The sequence below is a fragment of the Mycobacterium sp. genome (genome assembly GCF_035697385.1).
Lineage (GTDB): Bacteria > Actinomycetota > Actinomycetes > Mycobacteriales > Mycobacteriaceae > Mycobacterium.
Genome location: NZ_DASSCY010000072.1, coordinates 39435 through 55933, shown reverse-complemented (window position 1 = coordinate 55933; position 16499 = coordinate 39435). Strand labels below are relative to the sequence as shown.

General features: G+C 67.8%; 15 protein-coding genes. 6 read left to right on the top strand and 9 right to left on the bottom strand.

Annotated features, from left to right (window positions below; translation table 11 throughout):
• Window positions 1-308 (top strand): hypothetical protein (locus tag VFH65_RS07015; RefSeq protein WP_353320431.1); only part of this gene is annotated, 308 nt, incomplete at its 5' end.
• A gap of 97 nt (window positions 309-405) precedes the next feature.
• On the opposite strand, the gene VFH65_RS07010 is transcribed toward VFH65_RS07015, so the two are convergent.
• The 7 genes from VFH65_RS07010 to rimP form a co-directional block, all read right to left on the bottom strand.
• Window positions 406-1740 carry an MATE family efflux transporter gene (locus tag VFH65_RS07010; RefSeq protein WP_353320430.1) on the bottom strand — a complete coding sequence of 445 codons (1335 nt, stop codon included), beginning with the start codon at window positions 1738-1740 and terminating at the stop codon, window positions 406-408.
• The gene (locus VFH65_RS07005) at window positions 1733-2716 is read right to left on the bottom strand and encodes a DHH family phosphoesterase (protein WP_414688373.1); all 984 of its coding nucleotides are present in this window, start codon (window positions 2714-2716) and stop codon (window positions 1733-1735) included. Before VFH65_RS07005 ends, VFH65_RS07010 begins: the two co-directional genes overlap by 8 nt.
• Window positions 2709-3206: a 30S ribosome-binding factor RbfA gene (gene rbfA, locus VFH65_RS07000; protein WP_353320428.1), complete on the bottom strand. Its 498-nt coding sequence runs from the start codon at window positions 3204-3206 to the stop codon at window positions 2709-2711. Before rbfA ends, VFH65_RS07005 begins: the two co-directional genes overlap by 8 nt.
• Entirely contained in the window at window positions 3207-5951 is a 2745-nt protein-coding gene (infB, locus tag VFH65_RS06995) for a translation initiation factor IF-2 (RefSeq protein WP_353320427.1), read from the bottom strand. It lies immediately after the preceding gene.
• A gap of 67 nt (window positions 5952-6018) precedes the next feature.
• A complete protein-coding gene (locus VFH65_RS06990) occupies window positions 6019-6387 on the bottom strand; it encodes a YlxR family protein (RefSeq protein ID WP_353320434.1) in 369 nt (122 codons plus the stop codon).
• A 65-nt stretch (window positions 6388-6452) separates the two neighbouring features.
• Window positions 6453-7490: a transcription termination factor NusA gene (nusA, locus tag VFH65_RS06985; protein WP_353320426.1), complete on the bottom strand. Its 1038-nt coding sequence runs from the start codon at window positions 7488-7490 to the stop codon at window positions 6453-6455.
• Between the two features lie 2 nt (window positions 7491-7492).
• Window positions 7493-8026, bottom strand: a complete 534-nt coding sequence (gene rimP / locus VFH65_RS06980; RefSeq protein ID WP_353320425.1) for a ribosome maturation factor RimP — start codon at window positions 8024-8026, stop codon at window positions 7493-7495.
• Between the two features lie 171 nt (window positions 8027-8197).
• Between rimP and VFH65_RS06975 the strand changes: the two genes are divergently transcribed.
• Both VFH65_RS06975 and VFH65_RS06970 read left to right on the top strand, forming a co-directional pair.
• Entirely contained in the window at window positions 8198-8707 is a 510-nt protein-coding gene (locus tag VFH65_RS06975; RefSeq protein ID WP_353320433.1) for a hypothetical protein, read from the top strand.
• Complete coding sequence (locus VFH65_RS06970) at window positions 8704-9213, top strand: ferritin-like domain-containing protein (protein WP_353320424.1); 510 nt, start codon at window positions 8704-8706, stop codon at window positions 9211-9213. Before VFH65_RS06975 ends, VFH65_RS06970 begins: the two co-directional genes overlap by 4 nt.
• Before the next feature lie 7 nt (window positions 9214-9220).
• Here VFH65_RS06970 and VFH65_RS06965 read toward each other — a convergent pair whose 3' ends face one another.
• On the bottom strand, window positions 9221-10963 hold the full coding sequence (locus tag VFH65_RS06965; protein WP_353320423.1) for a proline--tRNA ligase: 1743 nt from the start codon (window positions 10961-10963) through the stop codon (window positions 9221-9223).
• Window positions 10964-11705: 742 nt separating this feature from the next.
• Window positions 11706-12950 carry a hypothetical protein gene (locus VFH65_RS06960; protein WP_353320422.1) on the bottom strand — a complete coding sequence of 415 codons (1245 nt, stop codon included), beginning with the start codon at window positions 12948-12950 and terminating at the stop codon, window positions 11706-11708.
• Between VFH65_RS06960 and VFH65_RS06955 the strand changes: the two genes are divergently transcribed.
• From VFH65_RS06955 to VFH65_RS06945, 3 genes are all read left to right on the top strand, one after another.
• The gene (locus VFH65_RS06955) at window positions 12916-13497 is read left to right on the top strand and encodes a hypothetical protein (RefSeq protein WP_353320421.1); all 582 of its coding nucleotides are present in this window, start codon (window positions 12916-12918) and stop codon (window positions 13495-13497) included. The two genes, VFH65_RS06960 and VFH65_RS06955, sit on opposite strands and share 35 nt — an antisense overlap.
• 143 nt (window positions 13498-13640) lie before the next feature.
• A complete protein-coding gene (locus VFH65_RS06950) occupies window positions 13641-13838 on the top strand; it encodes a hypothetical protein (protein ID WP_353320420.1) in 198 nt (65 codons plus the stop codon).
• 51 nt (window positions 13839-13889) lie between these two features.
• Window positions 13890-16493, top strand: coding sequence for a helix-turn-helix transcriptional regulator (locus VFH65_RS06945; protein ID WP_353320419.1), 2604 nt, complete (start codon window positions 13890-13892; stop codon window positions 16491-16493).
• The last annotated feature ends 6 nt before the right edge of the window (window positions 16494-16499 follow it).

Below are 16499 nucleotides of genomic sequence, written 5' to 3'. Positions count from 1 at the left end.
CGATGGCTATCGAGGTCGGGCCGGGCAGCGGTCTCACTGAATCAACCGACCGACCGATCGGAATCACCGTGGCGAACAACACCTCTCAGCGTCGCGCTCAGGCCTGCCACTCCGGTAGCGAACTGCTCGAGGGCTTCCGGATGCTCGCCGGCCCGCCGTCGGGCGACTACGCGCCGACCGGTACGTTGCCGCCCGGCGCGTCAGTGAAGCTCTGGGCGTTCTACACAGCGCCACCGGCAGACGTCACCACGGTCGACGTGGAAATCGGCGGCTTGGGCACGGTGGAGCCGACACCGATCACGAGCTGAGTCGCTCAGGCGAACTGTCCGTCGCCGAAACTGTATTCCGGCAGGCGGTTACTCGAACTTCTTCTGCATGGCTGCAGTCTCGACGGCGTCCCAGCCCCTAAGCCGTTCCGGGCACCAGCCAATGACCGGACACGGCGCGCCAGCCGACGAACACCAGCCGCAGCACCATGAACGTGCTCAACCCCGCCCAGATCCCGAGCAGCCCCCAACCGAACGCAAGCGACAGCCAGATCAACGGCAGGAACCCGACCAGCGCGCTGATCAGCGTCGCGTTGCGCATGAACTTGGCGTCGCCTGCGCCAAGCAGCACGCCGTCGAGCGCGAAAACGATTCCCGCTATGGGCAATTGGGCCACCATGAACCACCACGGCACGCCGATCGCATCAAGCACCGAGCGGTCGTCGGTAAACACACTGGGGATCACCGATGCGCCGACGGCGAAGATGCCCGCAAGCACCGCGGAAGCCAGCGCCGAAAAGATCGTCACCCGCCACGCGACCGACTTGGCGTGCGCCAGCTGCCCAGCCCCCAGCGCCGCACCCACCAGCGACTGCGCGGCTATCGCCAGCGAATCGAGCACCAGCGCAAGGAAATTCCACAGTTGCAGAACCACTTGGTGTGCCGCGACGGCCGCCGCACCGAATCGGGCGGCTACGGCTCCGGCCGACACGAAGCAGGCCTGAAATGCCAGCGTCCGCAACACCAGATCACGACCCATGACGACCTGAGCGCGCAACACCGGCGGCTGCACTCGCAGTGGCACCCGTTCGATCAACAGCGCACGGCAGAACAGCAGCGCGGCAAGCCACTGCCCCACCAGATTGGCGACCGCCGATCCGGCCAATCCCATCCGCGGCATGCCGAGCCAGCCGTACACCATTAGCGGGCACAGCACTGCCGACACCGCGAAGCCGACGACGACGTAGCGCAGCGGCCGGCCCGTGTCCTGCACACCGCGCATCCAGCCGTTACCCGCCGCCGAGACCAGAATCGCCGGCACACCCACGACCGCAATCCGCACCCACGGCATCGCCGCCTCGGCAATGTCGCCGCCAGCGGCCAGCGCGGACACCAGTGGCACCGCCGCGGCCTGCACGACGATCACGATCAGAGCGCCCAGTCCGAGTGCCAGCCAGGTGGCCTGCACACCTTCACCGACGGCCGACGCCCGATCACCGGCGCCGAAGAAGCGGGCCGAGCGCGCCGTCGTGCCATACGACAGGAAGGTCATCTGCGAGCTGAGCGTGCTCAGGATCAGGCCGCCGATGGCAAGCCCGGCGAGCGGCATGGCGCCCAGACGTCCGACAATCGCGAGATCGAAGAGTAGATAGATCGGTTCGGCGGCCAGCACGCCGAGCGCTGGCAGAGCGAGTCCCGCGATGCGCCTGCCGGTGGCCTGCGCTACGGGAAAGTCGCCTTCTGGTTCAGCCAAGGGCCGCGCGAAGCGCCGCAACGACCTCGTCGGCGGATCCGGTCGCCGAATAGCCTGCGGCCAACCGGTGCCCGCCGCCGCCGAATGCGCTTGCTACGGCTGCCAGGTCATAAGATTTCGCACGCATCGACACCGACCAGTGCGCCGGCTCGATCTCCTTGAAGACCGCGGCCACCTCGGCCTGCTGCGTCGTCCTCACGATGTCGACGATGCTCTCGACTTCCTCCGGCCGAGCGTTGGCCCATTCCTGGTGTCCCACAACGGCATACACCAGTCCTCGACCGCTCGCGGCGTCGGGCAGCAGCTGTGCTGAAGCCAGCACGCGCGACAGCATCGGCAGCCACGCGAACGGATGAGTGTCGAGCAGCGCGCGGCTGATCGAAGCGTTGTCGACGCCGATATCGACCAGCCGAGCCGCCAGCCGGTGCGCGCGGGCACTGGCCCAGCGGAACGACCCGGTGTCGGTAGTCAGCCCGGCATACAGGCAGTGCGCGACGCCGATGTCGATCGGCTTGCCCCAGGCGTCGAGCAAGTCCGCGACCAGCATGGTGGTGGAGTCCGCAGATGGATCGACGAAATTGGCGGTGCCGAACAGCAGATTGGAGGCATGGTGGTCGATCACCAACACCTCCCGACCGGGATCGGCGAGCTCACGCAGCGCGCCCAACCGGTTGACGCTGGGAATGTCGACGGTGACGACCAAATCGGCGTCGCGACGCATTGCATGGGGTTCCACCAGCAGGTGACCACCGGGCAGCGACTGCAGGGATTCGGGCAGATCGGCAGGTGCGGCGAAACTCACTTCGACGCTCTTACCGGCGTGGTCGAGCACCAACGCCAATGCGAGGCCCGCGCCAATCGTGTCGGCGTCGGGATAGACGTGGCACACCACGCTGACCGTGGCCGAGGCGGCCAATAGGTCAGCCGCATTGCGTGCGTCGACCCGCGCGCCCTGGATTACAGGGGCGTCAATCATCTTGTCGATCGCGGTCACCGGCGTCCTCAGCATCGAGCTCGTTGTCCCCGGCGTCCTCCACCCCCGTAACACGGTACGGGTCAGCGTCGCCTGCGTGCTTGGCACCCTGCCTAACTCTCGCCAAATCCTCATCTGCGGCGCGGGCGCGGGCCAGCAGCTCCTCCATGTGGGCGGCGGTATCAGGCACTTTGTCGAGGACAAACGACAACGTAGGCGTGTACCGCACGCCGGTACCTGCGCCGACCCTGGTTCGCAGGGTCCCCTTCGCACGTTCCAGCGCAGCGGCCGCGGCCGCGTAGTCGGGTTCGTCCTGCAGGGTCTGACCGCGCACCGTGTAGTACACCGTCGCGTCGTGCAGGTCGCCCGTCACCTTCGTGTCCGTGATGGTCACGAAGGCCAACGGGGGATCCTTGATCTCGAACTCGATCGCCGAGGCGACGATGGTGCCGATGCGTTTGGAGAGCCGGCGTGCCCGGCCCACATCAACCATCTACGCCCTCGCCTTCTCCACGAGTTCGTACGTCTCGATGACGTCGCCTTCCTTGATGTCGGAGTAGGTCAGCGTCAAGCCGCACTCATAGCCGTCGCGAACCTCAGTGACGTCGTCCTTCTCACGCTTGAGCGACGAGATGGTGAGGTTCTCGCTGACCACGACGTTGTCACGCAGCAGCCGTGCCTTGGAGTTGCGCCGGATGACACCTGACTGCACCAGGCAGCCGGCGATGTTGCCGACCTTCGACGACCGGAAGATGGCGCGAATCTCGGCGCGGCCGAGCTCACGCTCCTCGTAGACCGGCTTGAGCATGCCCTTGAGCGCGCTCTCGATCTCGTCGATGGCCTGGTAGATCACCGAGTAGTAGCGGATCTCCACGCCTTCGCGGTTGGCCAGTTCGGTGGCCTTACCCTCGGCGCGGACGTTGAACCCGATGATGATCGCGTCCGAGGCCGACGCCAAGTTGACGTTGGTCTCGGTGACACCACCGACGCCGCGGTCGATGACGCGAAGCTCGACCTCGTCGTCCACCTGGATGCCGAGCAGGGCTTCCTCCAGCGCCTCGACGGTGCCGGCGTTGTCGCCCTTGAGGATCAGGTTCAGCTGGCTGGTTTCCTTCAGCGCCGAATCCAGGTCCTCCAGGCTGATCCGCTTTCGGGTGCGTGCGGCCAGCGCGTTGCGCTTACGCGCGCTGCGCCGGTCGGCGATCTGGCGGGCGATGCGGTCCTCGTCGACGACGAGGAAGTTGTCACCGGCACCCGGCACCGACGTGAAGCCGATGACCTGCACCGGTCGCGACGGCAGCGCCGCCTCGACGTCCTCGCCGTGTTCGTCGACCATGCGGCGGACGCGGCCATACGCGTCGCCTGCCACCACCGAGTCGCCGACCCGCAGCGTGCCGCGAGTGATCAACACGGTGGCGACCGGACCGCGGCCGCGGTCCAGATGCGCCTCGATCGCGACACCCTGGGCCTCCATGTCGGGATTGGCCCGCAGGTCCAGGGCGGCATCGGCGGTCAGCACGACCGCTTCCAGTAGCGCCTCGATGTTGATGTTCTCCCTGGCGGAGATGTCGACGAACATCGTGTCGCCACCGAAGTCCTCAGCCACCAGGTTGTATTCGGTGAGCTGCGCCCGAATCTTCGCCGGGTCGGCACCTTCCTTGTCAATCTTGTTGACCGCCACCACGATTGGCACATCGGCCGCCTGCGCGTGGTTGATGGCCTCCACCGTCTGCGGCATCACACCGTCATCGGCGGCAACCACCAGGACCGCGATGTCGGTGGCCTTGGCGCCGCGGGCACGCATGGCGGTGAACGCCTCGTGACCGGGGGTGTCGATGAAGGTGATCAACCGCTCGTTGCCGTCGAGGTCGACCGCCACCTGGTAGGCGCCGATGTGCTGGGTGATACCGCCGGCCTCGCCTTCGCGGACATTGGCCTTGCGGATGGTATCGAGCAATCGGGTCTTGCCGTGATCGACGTGGCCCATGACGGTCACCACCGGCGGACGGGTCTCGAGATCTTCCTCGCCACCCTCGTCCTCGCCGTAGGTGAGATCGAAGGACGACAGCAGCTCGCGGTCCTCGTCCTCCGGGGACACGACCTGCACGACGTAGTTCATCTCGTTGCCGAGCAGTTCGAGAGTGTCGTCGCCGACCGACTGGGTCGCGGTGACCATCTCGCCGAGGTTGAACAGCGCCTGCACCAGCGAGGCCGGGTTGGCGTCGATCTTCTCGGCGAAGTCGCTCAGCGACGCGCCGCGGGCCAGCCGGATGGTCTCGCCATTGCCGTGCGGCAACCGAACGCCACCGACGACCGGCGCCTGCATGTTCTCGTATTCGGCGCGTTTCGCCCGCTTGGACTTGCGGCCACGCTTGGGCGCTCCGCCGGGACGACCGAAGGCGCCTGCGGCTCCGCCGCGCTGGCCTGGCCGTCCGCCACCTCCGCCTGGCCGGCCGCGATAGCCGCCGCCGGCACCTGCGGGAGCACCGCCGCCGCCGGCTGCACCGCCACCGGCGCCGCCGCCGCGGTAGTTACCGCCGGCACCGCCACCAGGACGACCGCCGGTGCCTGCACCGGGACCGCGACCACCTGGGCCGGGCCTGGCGCCGCCCGGACCTGGCCGGGGGCCACCGGGACGGCCGCTGGGGGCCGGACGAGGACCGCCGGGGCGCGGCGGCATGTTGCCCGGCGACATCCCTGGCCGTGGCGTCCCCGGACGGGGCGCCTGCGGACGTGGAATCGGCCGGTCAACCGGCTGCGCCGAGGAGAACGGGTTGTTGCCGACGCGTGGGGTGCGCGCGGCGGGCTTGGGTGCGCTCGGCGTCGGGCCGGGACGCGGACCTGGCGTAGCGCCGGGGGTCGCAGTCGGTGCCGGACCGGGCCGCGCAGCTGGCGCGGCCGGAGGGGCTGGTGCAGCTGCGGCCGCGGGGGGCGCAGCGGCAGGCGGCTCCGCAGGGGGCGCGGGTGGTGCCGGCGCTGCGGGCTTGGCGACGGGCGCCTTCTCCGGCGCGGCCGGGGTCGCCGCGGCCTTGGCTGGTGAGCCGTTGCCGCCGGACTTGACCTTGTCGGCGGGCTTTGGTCCACCGAATGATTCGCGCAACCGGCGCGCTACGGGGGCCTCCACTGTGGAGGACGCGGATTTGACGAATTCGCCTTGTTCGCTAAGCCGGGCGAGAACTTGCTTGCTTGTTACACCGAGTTCCTTTGCCAACTCGTGTACGCGGGCCTTGCCTGCCACTACATCTCCATCTCTAGAGGCGACAGCGGTGGTAGGCGCCGCGCCTCGGGTTAACTATGACGCATGGTCATCGGGACTTCACGGTGTGCTCATGTTCTTCGCTACCTGTTCTCTCGCCGGGCTTTTCTTGCTTGTCAGCAGCACTGACATGCTCGATTACCGCGGTCATGTCCGGTGAACCGGTGATGCGCAACGCTCGTACGAACGCTCGCCGCCGAATTGCTGCGTCTAGACACTCCTGATCGGGGTGCAGCCAGGCGCCCCGCCCCGGCAGTTTTCTCGCTGGGTCAACGGTCACGGCGCATCCGCCATTCCCGTCGACGGCGACCACTCGAAGCAGTTCGACGGCCAGCTCTCGCTTCCGGCACCCGATGCAGGTCCGCACCGGTCCGTCCGGGCGTCGATGCATCCGAGCCGAAGTCTCGCGCTGGATCACAGCTGAGTCTACCGTCACTCTGCTTGCGAACTGAAACGGCTATGAGTCGCCCCGCGCGCTGGGGACTAGCGGTCGTGCATCGCCCCGTGCGCAGCATCGGGGTTGGCCTTGGGCACCGGCGCGGCATCGCTTCGAATATCGATCCGCCAGCCGGTGAGCCGGGCCGCCAAGCGGGCGTTCTGGCCCTCCTTACCGATCGCCAGCGACAGCTGAAAATCGGGTACCACCACGCGGGCCGCGCGCGCGGCCTCGTCGATGACGCTCACCGACACCACCTTGGCCGGCGAAAGGGCGTTGGCCACGAAACGGGCCGGGTCCTCGTCGTAGTCGATGATGTCGATCTTCTCGCCGGACAGCTCGCTCATCACGTTGCGCACCCGCTGCCCCATCGGCCCGATACAGGCGCCTTTCGCGTTGAGGCCCGGCACACGCGAGGTGACCGCGATCTTGGACCGGTGACCGGCCTCGCGGGCGACCGCGACGATGTCGACGGAACCGTCGGCGATCTCGGGCACCTCCAGCGAAAACAGCTTGCGCACCAGGTTCGGATGCGTCCGCGACAACGTGATCAACGGCTCGCGGGCGCCTCGGGAGACACCGACGACGTAGCAGCGCAACCGGTCACCATGCTCGTAGCGTTCGCCGGGGACCTGTTCGGCGGAGGGTATGACGCCCTCGGATCCTTTGGTCTCGCTGCCCATCCGGACGACGACAAGGCCGCGGGCGTTGGCACGGGCGTCACGCTGGATGACCCCGGCAGCGATGTCACCCTCGCGCGCGGAGAACTCGCCGTAGTTCTTCTCGTTCTCAGCGTCACGCAGTCGCTGCAGGATCACCTGACGTGCAGTTGTCGCTGCGATGCGGCCGAAACCCTCTGGCGTGTCGTCCCATTCGGAGATCACGTTGCCGTCTTCGTCCGTCTCGCGCGCCATCACCTTGACGACGCCGGTCTTGCGGTCGATCTCGATACGCGCGTCGGCCTCGTGGCCCTCGGTATGGCGGTATGCGGTGAGCAGCGCCGATTTGATCGTCTCGACGACGACGTCGACCGTAATGCCCTTGTCGGCCTCGATGGCGTGTAACGCCGCCATGTCGATGTTCACGCTCAGGCCTCCTTCCCAGATTGCCCAGCCAGCTCCAGCTCCCGCGGATTGGGAGGCGAAAATTCAACCTGGACAACGGCTTTCGCAACATTGCCCAAAGCAAGTTCACGTATCGAGAAGTTGGCCCTTGCCCCCTCGCGAACCACCAGCCGCAGTGTGCCGCCGTCGGTTTCGCCGAGGCGGCCCGTCAGTTGCGAACCGTCCGACATCGTCAGCTCCACTTTGCGACCGCGGGCGCGACGGTAGTGCTTCTCTGTGGTGAGTGGCCGGTCCACGCCGGGCGAGGTGACTTCCAGGACGTAAGGTGTCGCGGGGTCGTCGACGCTGTCGAGCAACGCCGACGCGGAACGGGACAGCGACGCGATCGAGTCCAGGTCAAGGGGTTCGTCACCGTCGGCCACCACCGTGATTCGGGCCGGACGCGCGGCGGCGTCGATGACCACGTCCTCGATTTCGTAACCTGCGCGCGCGAACTCGCCGTCGAGTAGCTCGATCACCTGTTTCTGCGACGGTAATCCCGCAGAACGCTCCGTCACGGCGAGCTCCTCATCTTGAGTTGTCCGGGCACGATTCCTGCGCGGCGCAAGTTGGAACCGACCTTCAACGATACGCCAGCGCCGCAGTGGCTAGCGGCAAACGCGCGGCGACGTCCAGCGAATACACACTGCCATTCGTCGATGTGTAACCCCAAGTTCGGCGATGGCAGGATGTTGCTCGTGCCGAGCCCCCAGCCAACTCTCAACAGACGCCGAGTGCTCCTGTCAGCGGCGGCCCTGACTCTGCTGGGTGCGACGGCCGCCGCGTGCGGGTCGTCGCCACCACCGCCGGAAGTCGGCGAGCTGACCGCCCAACTGGACCGTGCGCGCGCCGACAGCCAGCTCGCGACCGATGCCGCGACGTCCGCAAGGCCGGACGTCGCGCAGGCGCTCAACGCCGTCGCGTCAGAACGGTCGGCGCACGCCCAGGCGCTGTCGGACGAGCTTGTCCGGATTGTCGGCCACGAGACGCCGACGGCAACGCCGACAAGTACCACCGCCGAGCCCGCGAAAGCGCCGACGGTCCAGGACGTGATCGGCGCGCTGCGTGCGTCGGCGGAGAGCGCCGCAGAGTTGGCGGCCACATTCTCCGGATATCGCGCAGGGCTGCTCGGCTCGATCACGGCCGCGTGCACCGCGGCCTACACCGTCGCCCTGGTTACACCGGAGGCCGCGCGATGACGTCTCCCGAGCCAACACCGACGACAACCACGTCGTCGCGGGCGGCAGAACCCACGAGTGCGGCGCGGCCCGCGGACGCCGCCGACGGTGCCCTGTACGACGCGATCGCCACCGAGCACGCGACCATTTACGGGTACGGACTGGTGTCGGCGCATTCGACTCCTGACGTCAACGACCTGGTCGCCTCGTCGATGGCCGAACACAGGGAGCGGCGCGAAGCGGCGATCGCGATGCTGGGCGCCCGGTCCGTCGACGAACCGCTGCCCGCCGCCGGCTACGAGCTTCCGATGGAAGTCGACAACCCGACGGACGCCGCGAACCTTGCGGTGCGCATGGAGGAGGACTCCGCCGTGGCGTGGCGGGCCGTGCTCGAGCAGGCCACCGACGAGCAGGACCGAGCCTTCGCGGTCACGGCGCTGACGCAATCGGCCGTCACGGCCGCGCGATGGAGCCGCGTGCTTGGCGTCTCGCCGATCACCGTCGCCTTCCCCGGCGGTTCCGAGTAGCCGCGAGCTAGGTGGCCAGCGCCGCCGCGATGTCCGCCGCCGCGTTGTCGACGGCGACTTCGCGGGTCTCGCCGGTGAACCGGTTGCGCAACTCGACGACGCCGTCGGCCCAGCCGCGGCCCACCACGACGATCCACGGCACCCCGAGCAGCTCGGCGTCCTTGAATTTCACGCCCGGCGAGGCTTGCCGGTCGTCGAGCAGCACCTCGAGACCGAGCCGGTCCAGCTCGGCGGCCAACTCTGAAGCGCCGGCGCGTGCGGCGCCGTCCTTGTTGGCGATCACCACGTGCGCGTCGAACGGCGACACCGACGATGGCCAGCGCAGCCCGAGCTCGTCGTGCTGCTGCTCGGCGATCACCGCCACCAGCCGCGACACCCCGATGCCGTAGGAGCCCATGGTCAGCCGCACCGGCTTGCCGTTTTCGCCGAGCACGTCGGCGGCAAAAGCGTCGGTGTACTTGCGGCCCAGCTGGAAGATGTGGCCCACTTCGATGCCGCGCGCCGACACCAGCGGGCCCGCACCGTCGGGCGAAGGGTCGCCGTCGCGGACCTCGGCGGCCTCGATGGTGCCGTCGGCGACAAAGTCACGGCCGGCAACCAGGTCCACCACATGCTTGCCCGGCTCGTCGGCCCCCGTGATCCACGACGTGCCGTCGACGATCCGCGGATCGACGAGATAGCGAACGCCGTTGGCCAGCAACGCTTTCGGGCCGATATAGCCCTTGGCCAGGAAGCGGTGCTTGGCGAAATCGGTTTCGTCGAGCAGCGCGTACTCGGCCGGGTCCAGCGCAGCCGCAAGTCGCTTCTCGTCGACTTCGCGGTCCCCGGGCACACCCACCGCGAGCAACTCCCAGTCGCCGCCGGGCCTGCGGACCTTGAGCACCACGTTCTTCAGGGTGTCGGCGGCGGTGACCTCACGATCGAGGGCTGAGTTGGCCCACTTGACCAGTGTGGCGATCGTCGGGGTGCCGGGCGTGTCGTGGACCTTGGCTTCGGGAAGTCCCTTGATCGGGCGCGCTTGCGGCACCGCGGTGGTGACGGCTTCGACGTTGGCGGCATACCCCGATTCGAGGCACCGCACGAACGTGTCCTCGCCGATGTCGCTCTCGGCCAGGAATTCTTCGGACGCGCTGCCACCCATCGCTCCGGAAACCGCCGAGACGATGACGTAGCGCACGCCCAGCTTGCCGAAGATCCGCTGATAGGCGTCGCGGTGCGCCTGGTACTGCGCCTTGAGCCCGTCGTCGTCGACGTCGAATGAGTACGAGTCCTTCATGAGGAACTCGCGGCCGCGAAGGATCCCGGCGCGCGGCCGTGCCTCATCGCGGTACTTGGTCTGGATTTGGTACACCAGCAGCGGGAAGTCCTTATAGCTGCTGTACTCCCCCTTCACCGTCAGCGTGAAGAGCTCCTCATGCGTCGGCCCCAGCAGGTAATCGTTCTTTCGCCGGTCCTGCAGCCGGAACACGCCATCGCCGTACTCGGTCCAGCGATTGGTCACCTCATACGGCGCCTTGGGCAGCAGCGCGGGGAACAGAATCTCTTGTCCGCCAATGGCATTCATCTCATCGCGGACAATGTTCTCGACCTTGCGCAGCACCCGCAGCCCCAGCGGCAGCCAGCTGTACAGCCCCGGCCCAACCGGGCGGACGTAGCCGGCCCGGATCAGCAGCTTGTGGCTTGGCACCTCGGCGTCGGCCGGGTCGTCGCGCAACGTGCGCAGGAACAGCTCGGACATGCGGGTGATCACAGCCGACAACCTTAGCCGGGTGTCGAAATGGGTTTCGTTGCGCCGATGTCGGTGCGCGGCCATGCGCCGGCAGGTGTCGGCCTCGCAAACTATCGACATCGCGTCCGCAGGCACTGCATTCAGACAGCAGAGAATTCTTGGGATCGGCAGCGCGGGCTCCCTTGTGAACTTGCCTCAACGACGCCGGACTGAGCGGCGCGCAAACCGGAAAGAGCACAACTTGACCACTCACAACCGAAAGCGGATCATCGCCGGAGCACTGATGTCCGCCAGCCTGGCTATAACCGGTCTGGGTTTGTCCACCGGTGTCGCCGATGCCACAGTCCCTCCGCGCGGGCCACATACCTGGTGCCCCGGGGATCCGCCGGTGGAGACCGGAAACAAGAGGTACAACCCGGTGCGCTGGGACGAAAAGCATCTGCCACGAGTATTGGTTCGTCTACCACGGGCAGGGCAATGTCGCGCAGAACATCTGGGACGGACCGAATCCGCCAGCGCCGCCCCCACCACTGGCGGTTCCCGCCCCTTCCGCCGGGCTGGTGCTGGGCGATGTTCCTTCCAGGGCCGTGCCCCCAGGGAGTCCAGGGGCCGACTCTCTAATTGGCTTGCTGACCACGGACGTTGGTGACGGCGAGGCGGGGCGTAAACGGCTACGCCCCGTCTCGATACTCCCCGTCGGGTCGTGAGCCTTACACAACGGTCCCCCAGCCCTACACCCGGCAACCGTCATAAGCATGGACCGTTACCCGTCAGCGCCGGGGTCGCCATCGGCGCTGCCCGCCGTGCCGGTCGCGGTGCCGCCGGCGCCGCCGTCGCCGCCCGGTGTACCAGCGTCGCCGCCGTCGCCGCCAAACGCCTGCCCGATTGGATTCATGGCATCGCCGCCGTCGCCGCCGTCGCCGCCGATGCCGTTGTCGCCACCGTTGCCACCGTTGCCGCCGATAGCAACGGGATCGCTGACGCCACTGCCGCCGCCGAAGCCGCCGGCGCCTGCCCGGCTGCCGTCGCCGCCGTCGCCCGCTACGACGAACCCGCCATTGGCGTTGCCGCCGTCGCCTCCGTCGCCGCCGGTGGCGTTGCCATCCGCGAAAACCCCTTCTGCGAAATCACCAGGCGCGGACGCGTTCCCACCATCGCCGCCGCTACCGCGCACGGCATCGCCGCCGTCGCCGCCGTCGCCGCCGACCGCGTCACCCCTCGTACTGACGACGTCGTTGCTGCCGTTGCCACCGTTGCCGCCTTGGGTGGCCATGCCGTCGCGAATGCCGCCGTCGCCACCGTCCCCGCCGTTTCCGCCCGTCGCGGTGGCGCCCAAGCCGGTAGTCCCGGCGATCAGGCCGGCGTCTCCGCCGTTGCCACCGTCGCCATTGGCGCTGTCGCCGCCGCTGCCGCCATTGCCTGCGGTGGCGTCACCGTTGGTGGTGGCGGCGCTGCCGCCGTTGCCACCCTCGCCGCCACCGAGCCCGCCGTCGCCGCCGTCACCGCCGTTGCCGCCGGTCGCGGGCCCTGAAAGGGAGTTGTCGACCCGTTCGCCGTTGACGATTCTGATCGTGCCAGCGTCGCCGCCGTCGCCGCCGTCTCCGCCAAGGCCGCTGGCCGCGTAACCGCCAGCGCCGCCGTCGCCCGCTACACCGCCGGTCCTCGAGGTCACGTCGCCACCATCGCCGCCGTCCCCGCCATCGCCGCGCAACAGGCCGCCGCTTCCGCCGTTTCCGCCGTCCTGCCCCGGACCGCCGTCGGCGCCGTCGCCGCCGGTGCCGCTGAACAGGCCGGCGTTGCCGCCGTTCTGACCTGGTGCCACACCGTCGGCGCCGTTGCCGATGAGTAGGCCGCCGTTGGTTCCGGCGATGACAGCGTCACCGATGAGCCAGCCGCCCGGCCCGATCACATTTAGCGGGTTGGCCAGGATCTGGAACGGTGCGCTGACGAGGCGCGCGAAAACTAGGTCGAACGTGCCAACGAGTGCCTGGGATTGTGTCGGCGCCACCGGCAACCCGGTAAGCACGCCGCCGCCTCCGATTAGGGCGCTCGGCGAGCTGGGCACGCGGGAGGATCCCCGGCCGGTCAACGCGATCGGCACCGACGCGCTCGATGACGACGGCACGCTCGCAGGAGCCCGACCGACCAAGGGGATCGACGCGTTCACGAGCGTCGGCCCGCGCCCGCTGGGCGCAGTGGGCACCAGCCCGCTGGGCGCAGTGGGCACCAGCCCGCTGGGCTCGGCAAGCGCTCCACCTTCGGAGGAACTGCCGCTGACGCTGGCCAAGGCGGTGGTGACAGTCGATGCCGTCAGCAGGCTGTTCGGCGTGGGAACCTGCAGCCCGGCCAGCGCTGTGGCCGTGCTCAATGGCGCGGCGGACATCGGTTGGTCCCCGATCAGAGCGGCACTGGCAGCAACCACCGTGCCTGTAGCCATCGCCGCGGTGAGGATCCGGAGCTGGGCCGGGGAAGACTTCCGTGCATGCTTCGACATGGGAGGGCCCTTTCGCGAAAAGGAACGGTTACTGGTTCGCGGTATGTTTGCCAAAACCTAAGTCCGCCGAGACGGGCCGGCTGGAGTAGTTGACTACCCCACTCTCGTCGGGTGGACCAAGCCGCATGAGGTATCGGAGCCGGATCCGGATTGGGGTAGTGGAATACCCCAGCGAATGATGGCGACAGCGTGCATCTTTCGTCTATGGCCACCGACGCTCGCTGGGATGAGTCCCTGCGACGGTTGCCGTTGCCGTATGCGACCGCGCTGCGGTTACGCGGCGCGGGGATCGCCGACGACGTGATCGCTGAGTGTGTCGGCGTGGACCTCGCGGCGTTGCCAACGTTCATGCGGGTGGCCGAGGCGAAGCTCGCGGCCGCGTCTAAGGAGTCACCGACTTAAGTGCTTGCTTGAAAGCGGAGACAGGGCGCCGCTACTAGTTAGAATTTGCCAGTGATCCGCCGGTGGCCGCTTATCGGGCGATCGGAGGAGCTTCAAGTGATCGCCGACGCCACGCGGGCCCGCGACGACCGCGCCCGCGGGATCGTGCTATCCGGTTCCGCCGGTGTCGGCAAGACGCGGGTGGCGCGCGAAGCCGTCGCCGGCTGCGGCAGCCGTGACACGCGTCGGCACTGGATCGTCGGCACCGCATCGGCGCGCAGCGTTCCGCTGGGCGCATTCGCCGACATCGCCAGTGACTTCGGCCCCGATCCCTTGCGACGGGTGCGTGAGGTGCTCGACGGGCTCATCGGCACAGCTCGCGACGGCGAGGTGGTCGTCGGCGTCGACGATGCCCATCTGCTCGATGACTTGTCGGCATTCACGGTTCACCAGCTCAGTACCCGTCGGCTTGCCACGGTCATCTTGACGATCCGGTCGGGCGAACCGACGCCGGACGCCATCACCGCGATCTGGAAAGATCAACACCTGGAACGCCTTGAACTACAACCACTCTCACTGCCAGAAATCGAGAGCTTGGTGGAGCACGTGCTCGGTGGCCCGGTGGACTCCTTTAGCGCACAACGACTTTGGCAGTACACCCAAGGCAACGCGCTTTATCTGCGTCACCTGCTCGAGAATGAGGCGAACGCCGGTCGGATGACACAGCGCTCGGGCGTGTGGCTGTGGGACGGGCATCCTCGGCTCTCGCCAACGCTGGCAGAGTTGCTCGCGGCGCGGATCGCCCACGTGCCGAGGTCCGTCCGCGATGTTCTCGATGCACTCACCGTGGCAGAGCCGTTGGAGACCGACATTTTGGAGTCGATCGCCGATTCCGACGCGGTGGCCGAGGCCGAATCACTCGGCCTGATAAGCGTTGACCCCAGCGTGCGGCCCGCGTCGGTGCGGCTTGCTCACCCCATGCTTGGCGAGGTCACGCACACGGGCGCCCTACAGTTGAGGCGGCTTCGCGGGCGCATAGCCACCGAACTCGCCCGAAGGGACTCAACCGATCCCAGACACCTGGTGCGACGGGCGGCGCTCACGATGGAGTCCGACCTCACGCCTGACGCTGGAGTACTTGTCGCCGGGGCGTCGGCCGCCTTGCAGCTCGGTGATCTGCGACTTGCAGAGACCCTGGCCCAGCATGCTGCGGCAGGTGGCGATCTGCCGGCGAAGATCATCCAGGCGATGGCGATCACCTGGCAGGAGCGCGGAACCGACGCGGAGGCCGTCCTCGCCGAACTCGCCGGCGAGACGAGCGGCCCGACCCGTGGTCAGATCGCGATCCTGCGTGCGATGAATTTCGCCCTCAGCCTCGGTGATACGACCAGTGCCGAAAGAGAACTCGACGAGGAAATATCCGCCGACGATGAAGCGGCGCAACCGCTTGTCAACGCTCTGCGGGCACTGATCGATCTGGTGCGCGGCCACTCCAGGGCCTCCGATCGAGCCAGCACCATCCTCGCGAGTACACCGACCAACGACATCGCACAAATGTTGTCGATCTGGGTCTTGGTCAGCGGGCTGGGCGACCTCGGCCGGATAGACGAGATCGAACCGGCGGCAAACGCCGGCTACCGACTCGCCGAGACGTCCGCCGAAGCCTCGCATCTGCGCCTGCCGATGGCGGAGGTGCAAGGTATCGCGTACCGGCTCGCCGGTGCATTGACATCCTTGGACGCACTGATCGCGCGCATTCGGCGCGAAACGATCGACGTTCCGTTTCAGCAAGCATGGCACAGCTTTTTCACCGGCCTGTCGGCGATGAGTCGCGGCGATCTCATTGCGGCGCAACGATCCTTGCAAGAGACGATCGCCCATCTGGAAACCGGCGGGGGCGGGCGGATGACGAAGACCTTCGCGCGATCGTGGTTGACGGCAGTGACCGGTATGGCTGGCCGAGCAGTCGATGCGCGACGCGAGTTCGCAGCCATTGAGTGGTCGGCGCACGACGCCGAAGCCGGAGTGTGGGACCTCGAGCGATTCATTGCCGAGGCCTGGACGTACGCCGCCGAAGGTGCCACGTCGCAAGCGATCTCGATCGTCCGTGACGCGGCGGCAAGAGAATCTGAGCGCGGCCGACCTGCCTGGGAAGTCGTGCTTCTGCAGACGGCGACACAGTTTGGCGACCCGACCACCGCCCCTAGGCTTGCCGAACTGGCTCATGACGTTCAAGGACCACGCGCGCCCGCCGCCGCAAGCCACGCCGCCGCGCTGGCCGCTGGAGACGGTGATGCGTTGATCCGTGCGTCCCGCCACTATGAGGAATTCGGTGACCGACTTGCCGCCGCCGATGCCGCGGCCCAAGCCGTCGTGACATACCAGCAAGCCGGATTGCGAGGCGCGGCAATGAACGCGTCCGCCACCGTCGACCGTCTCGCCGCGGAATGCCCAGGCGCCCAAACTCCCGCGTTGCGGGCCGCTGCGGCGCCACAGCCGTTCACTGCCCGTCAGCGCGAAATCATATCGCTTGCCTCACAAGGGCTTTCGAACAAAGAGATTGCCGACCGGCTCACCATGTCGACTCGCTCTGTCGAAGGGCACCTCTTCCGCGCCTCGCAACGCGTCGGAGCCAACAGCCGCGAGCAGCTGATCTGCATTCTGCAAGGGTCCTAGAGTCCC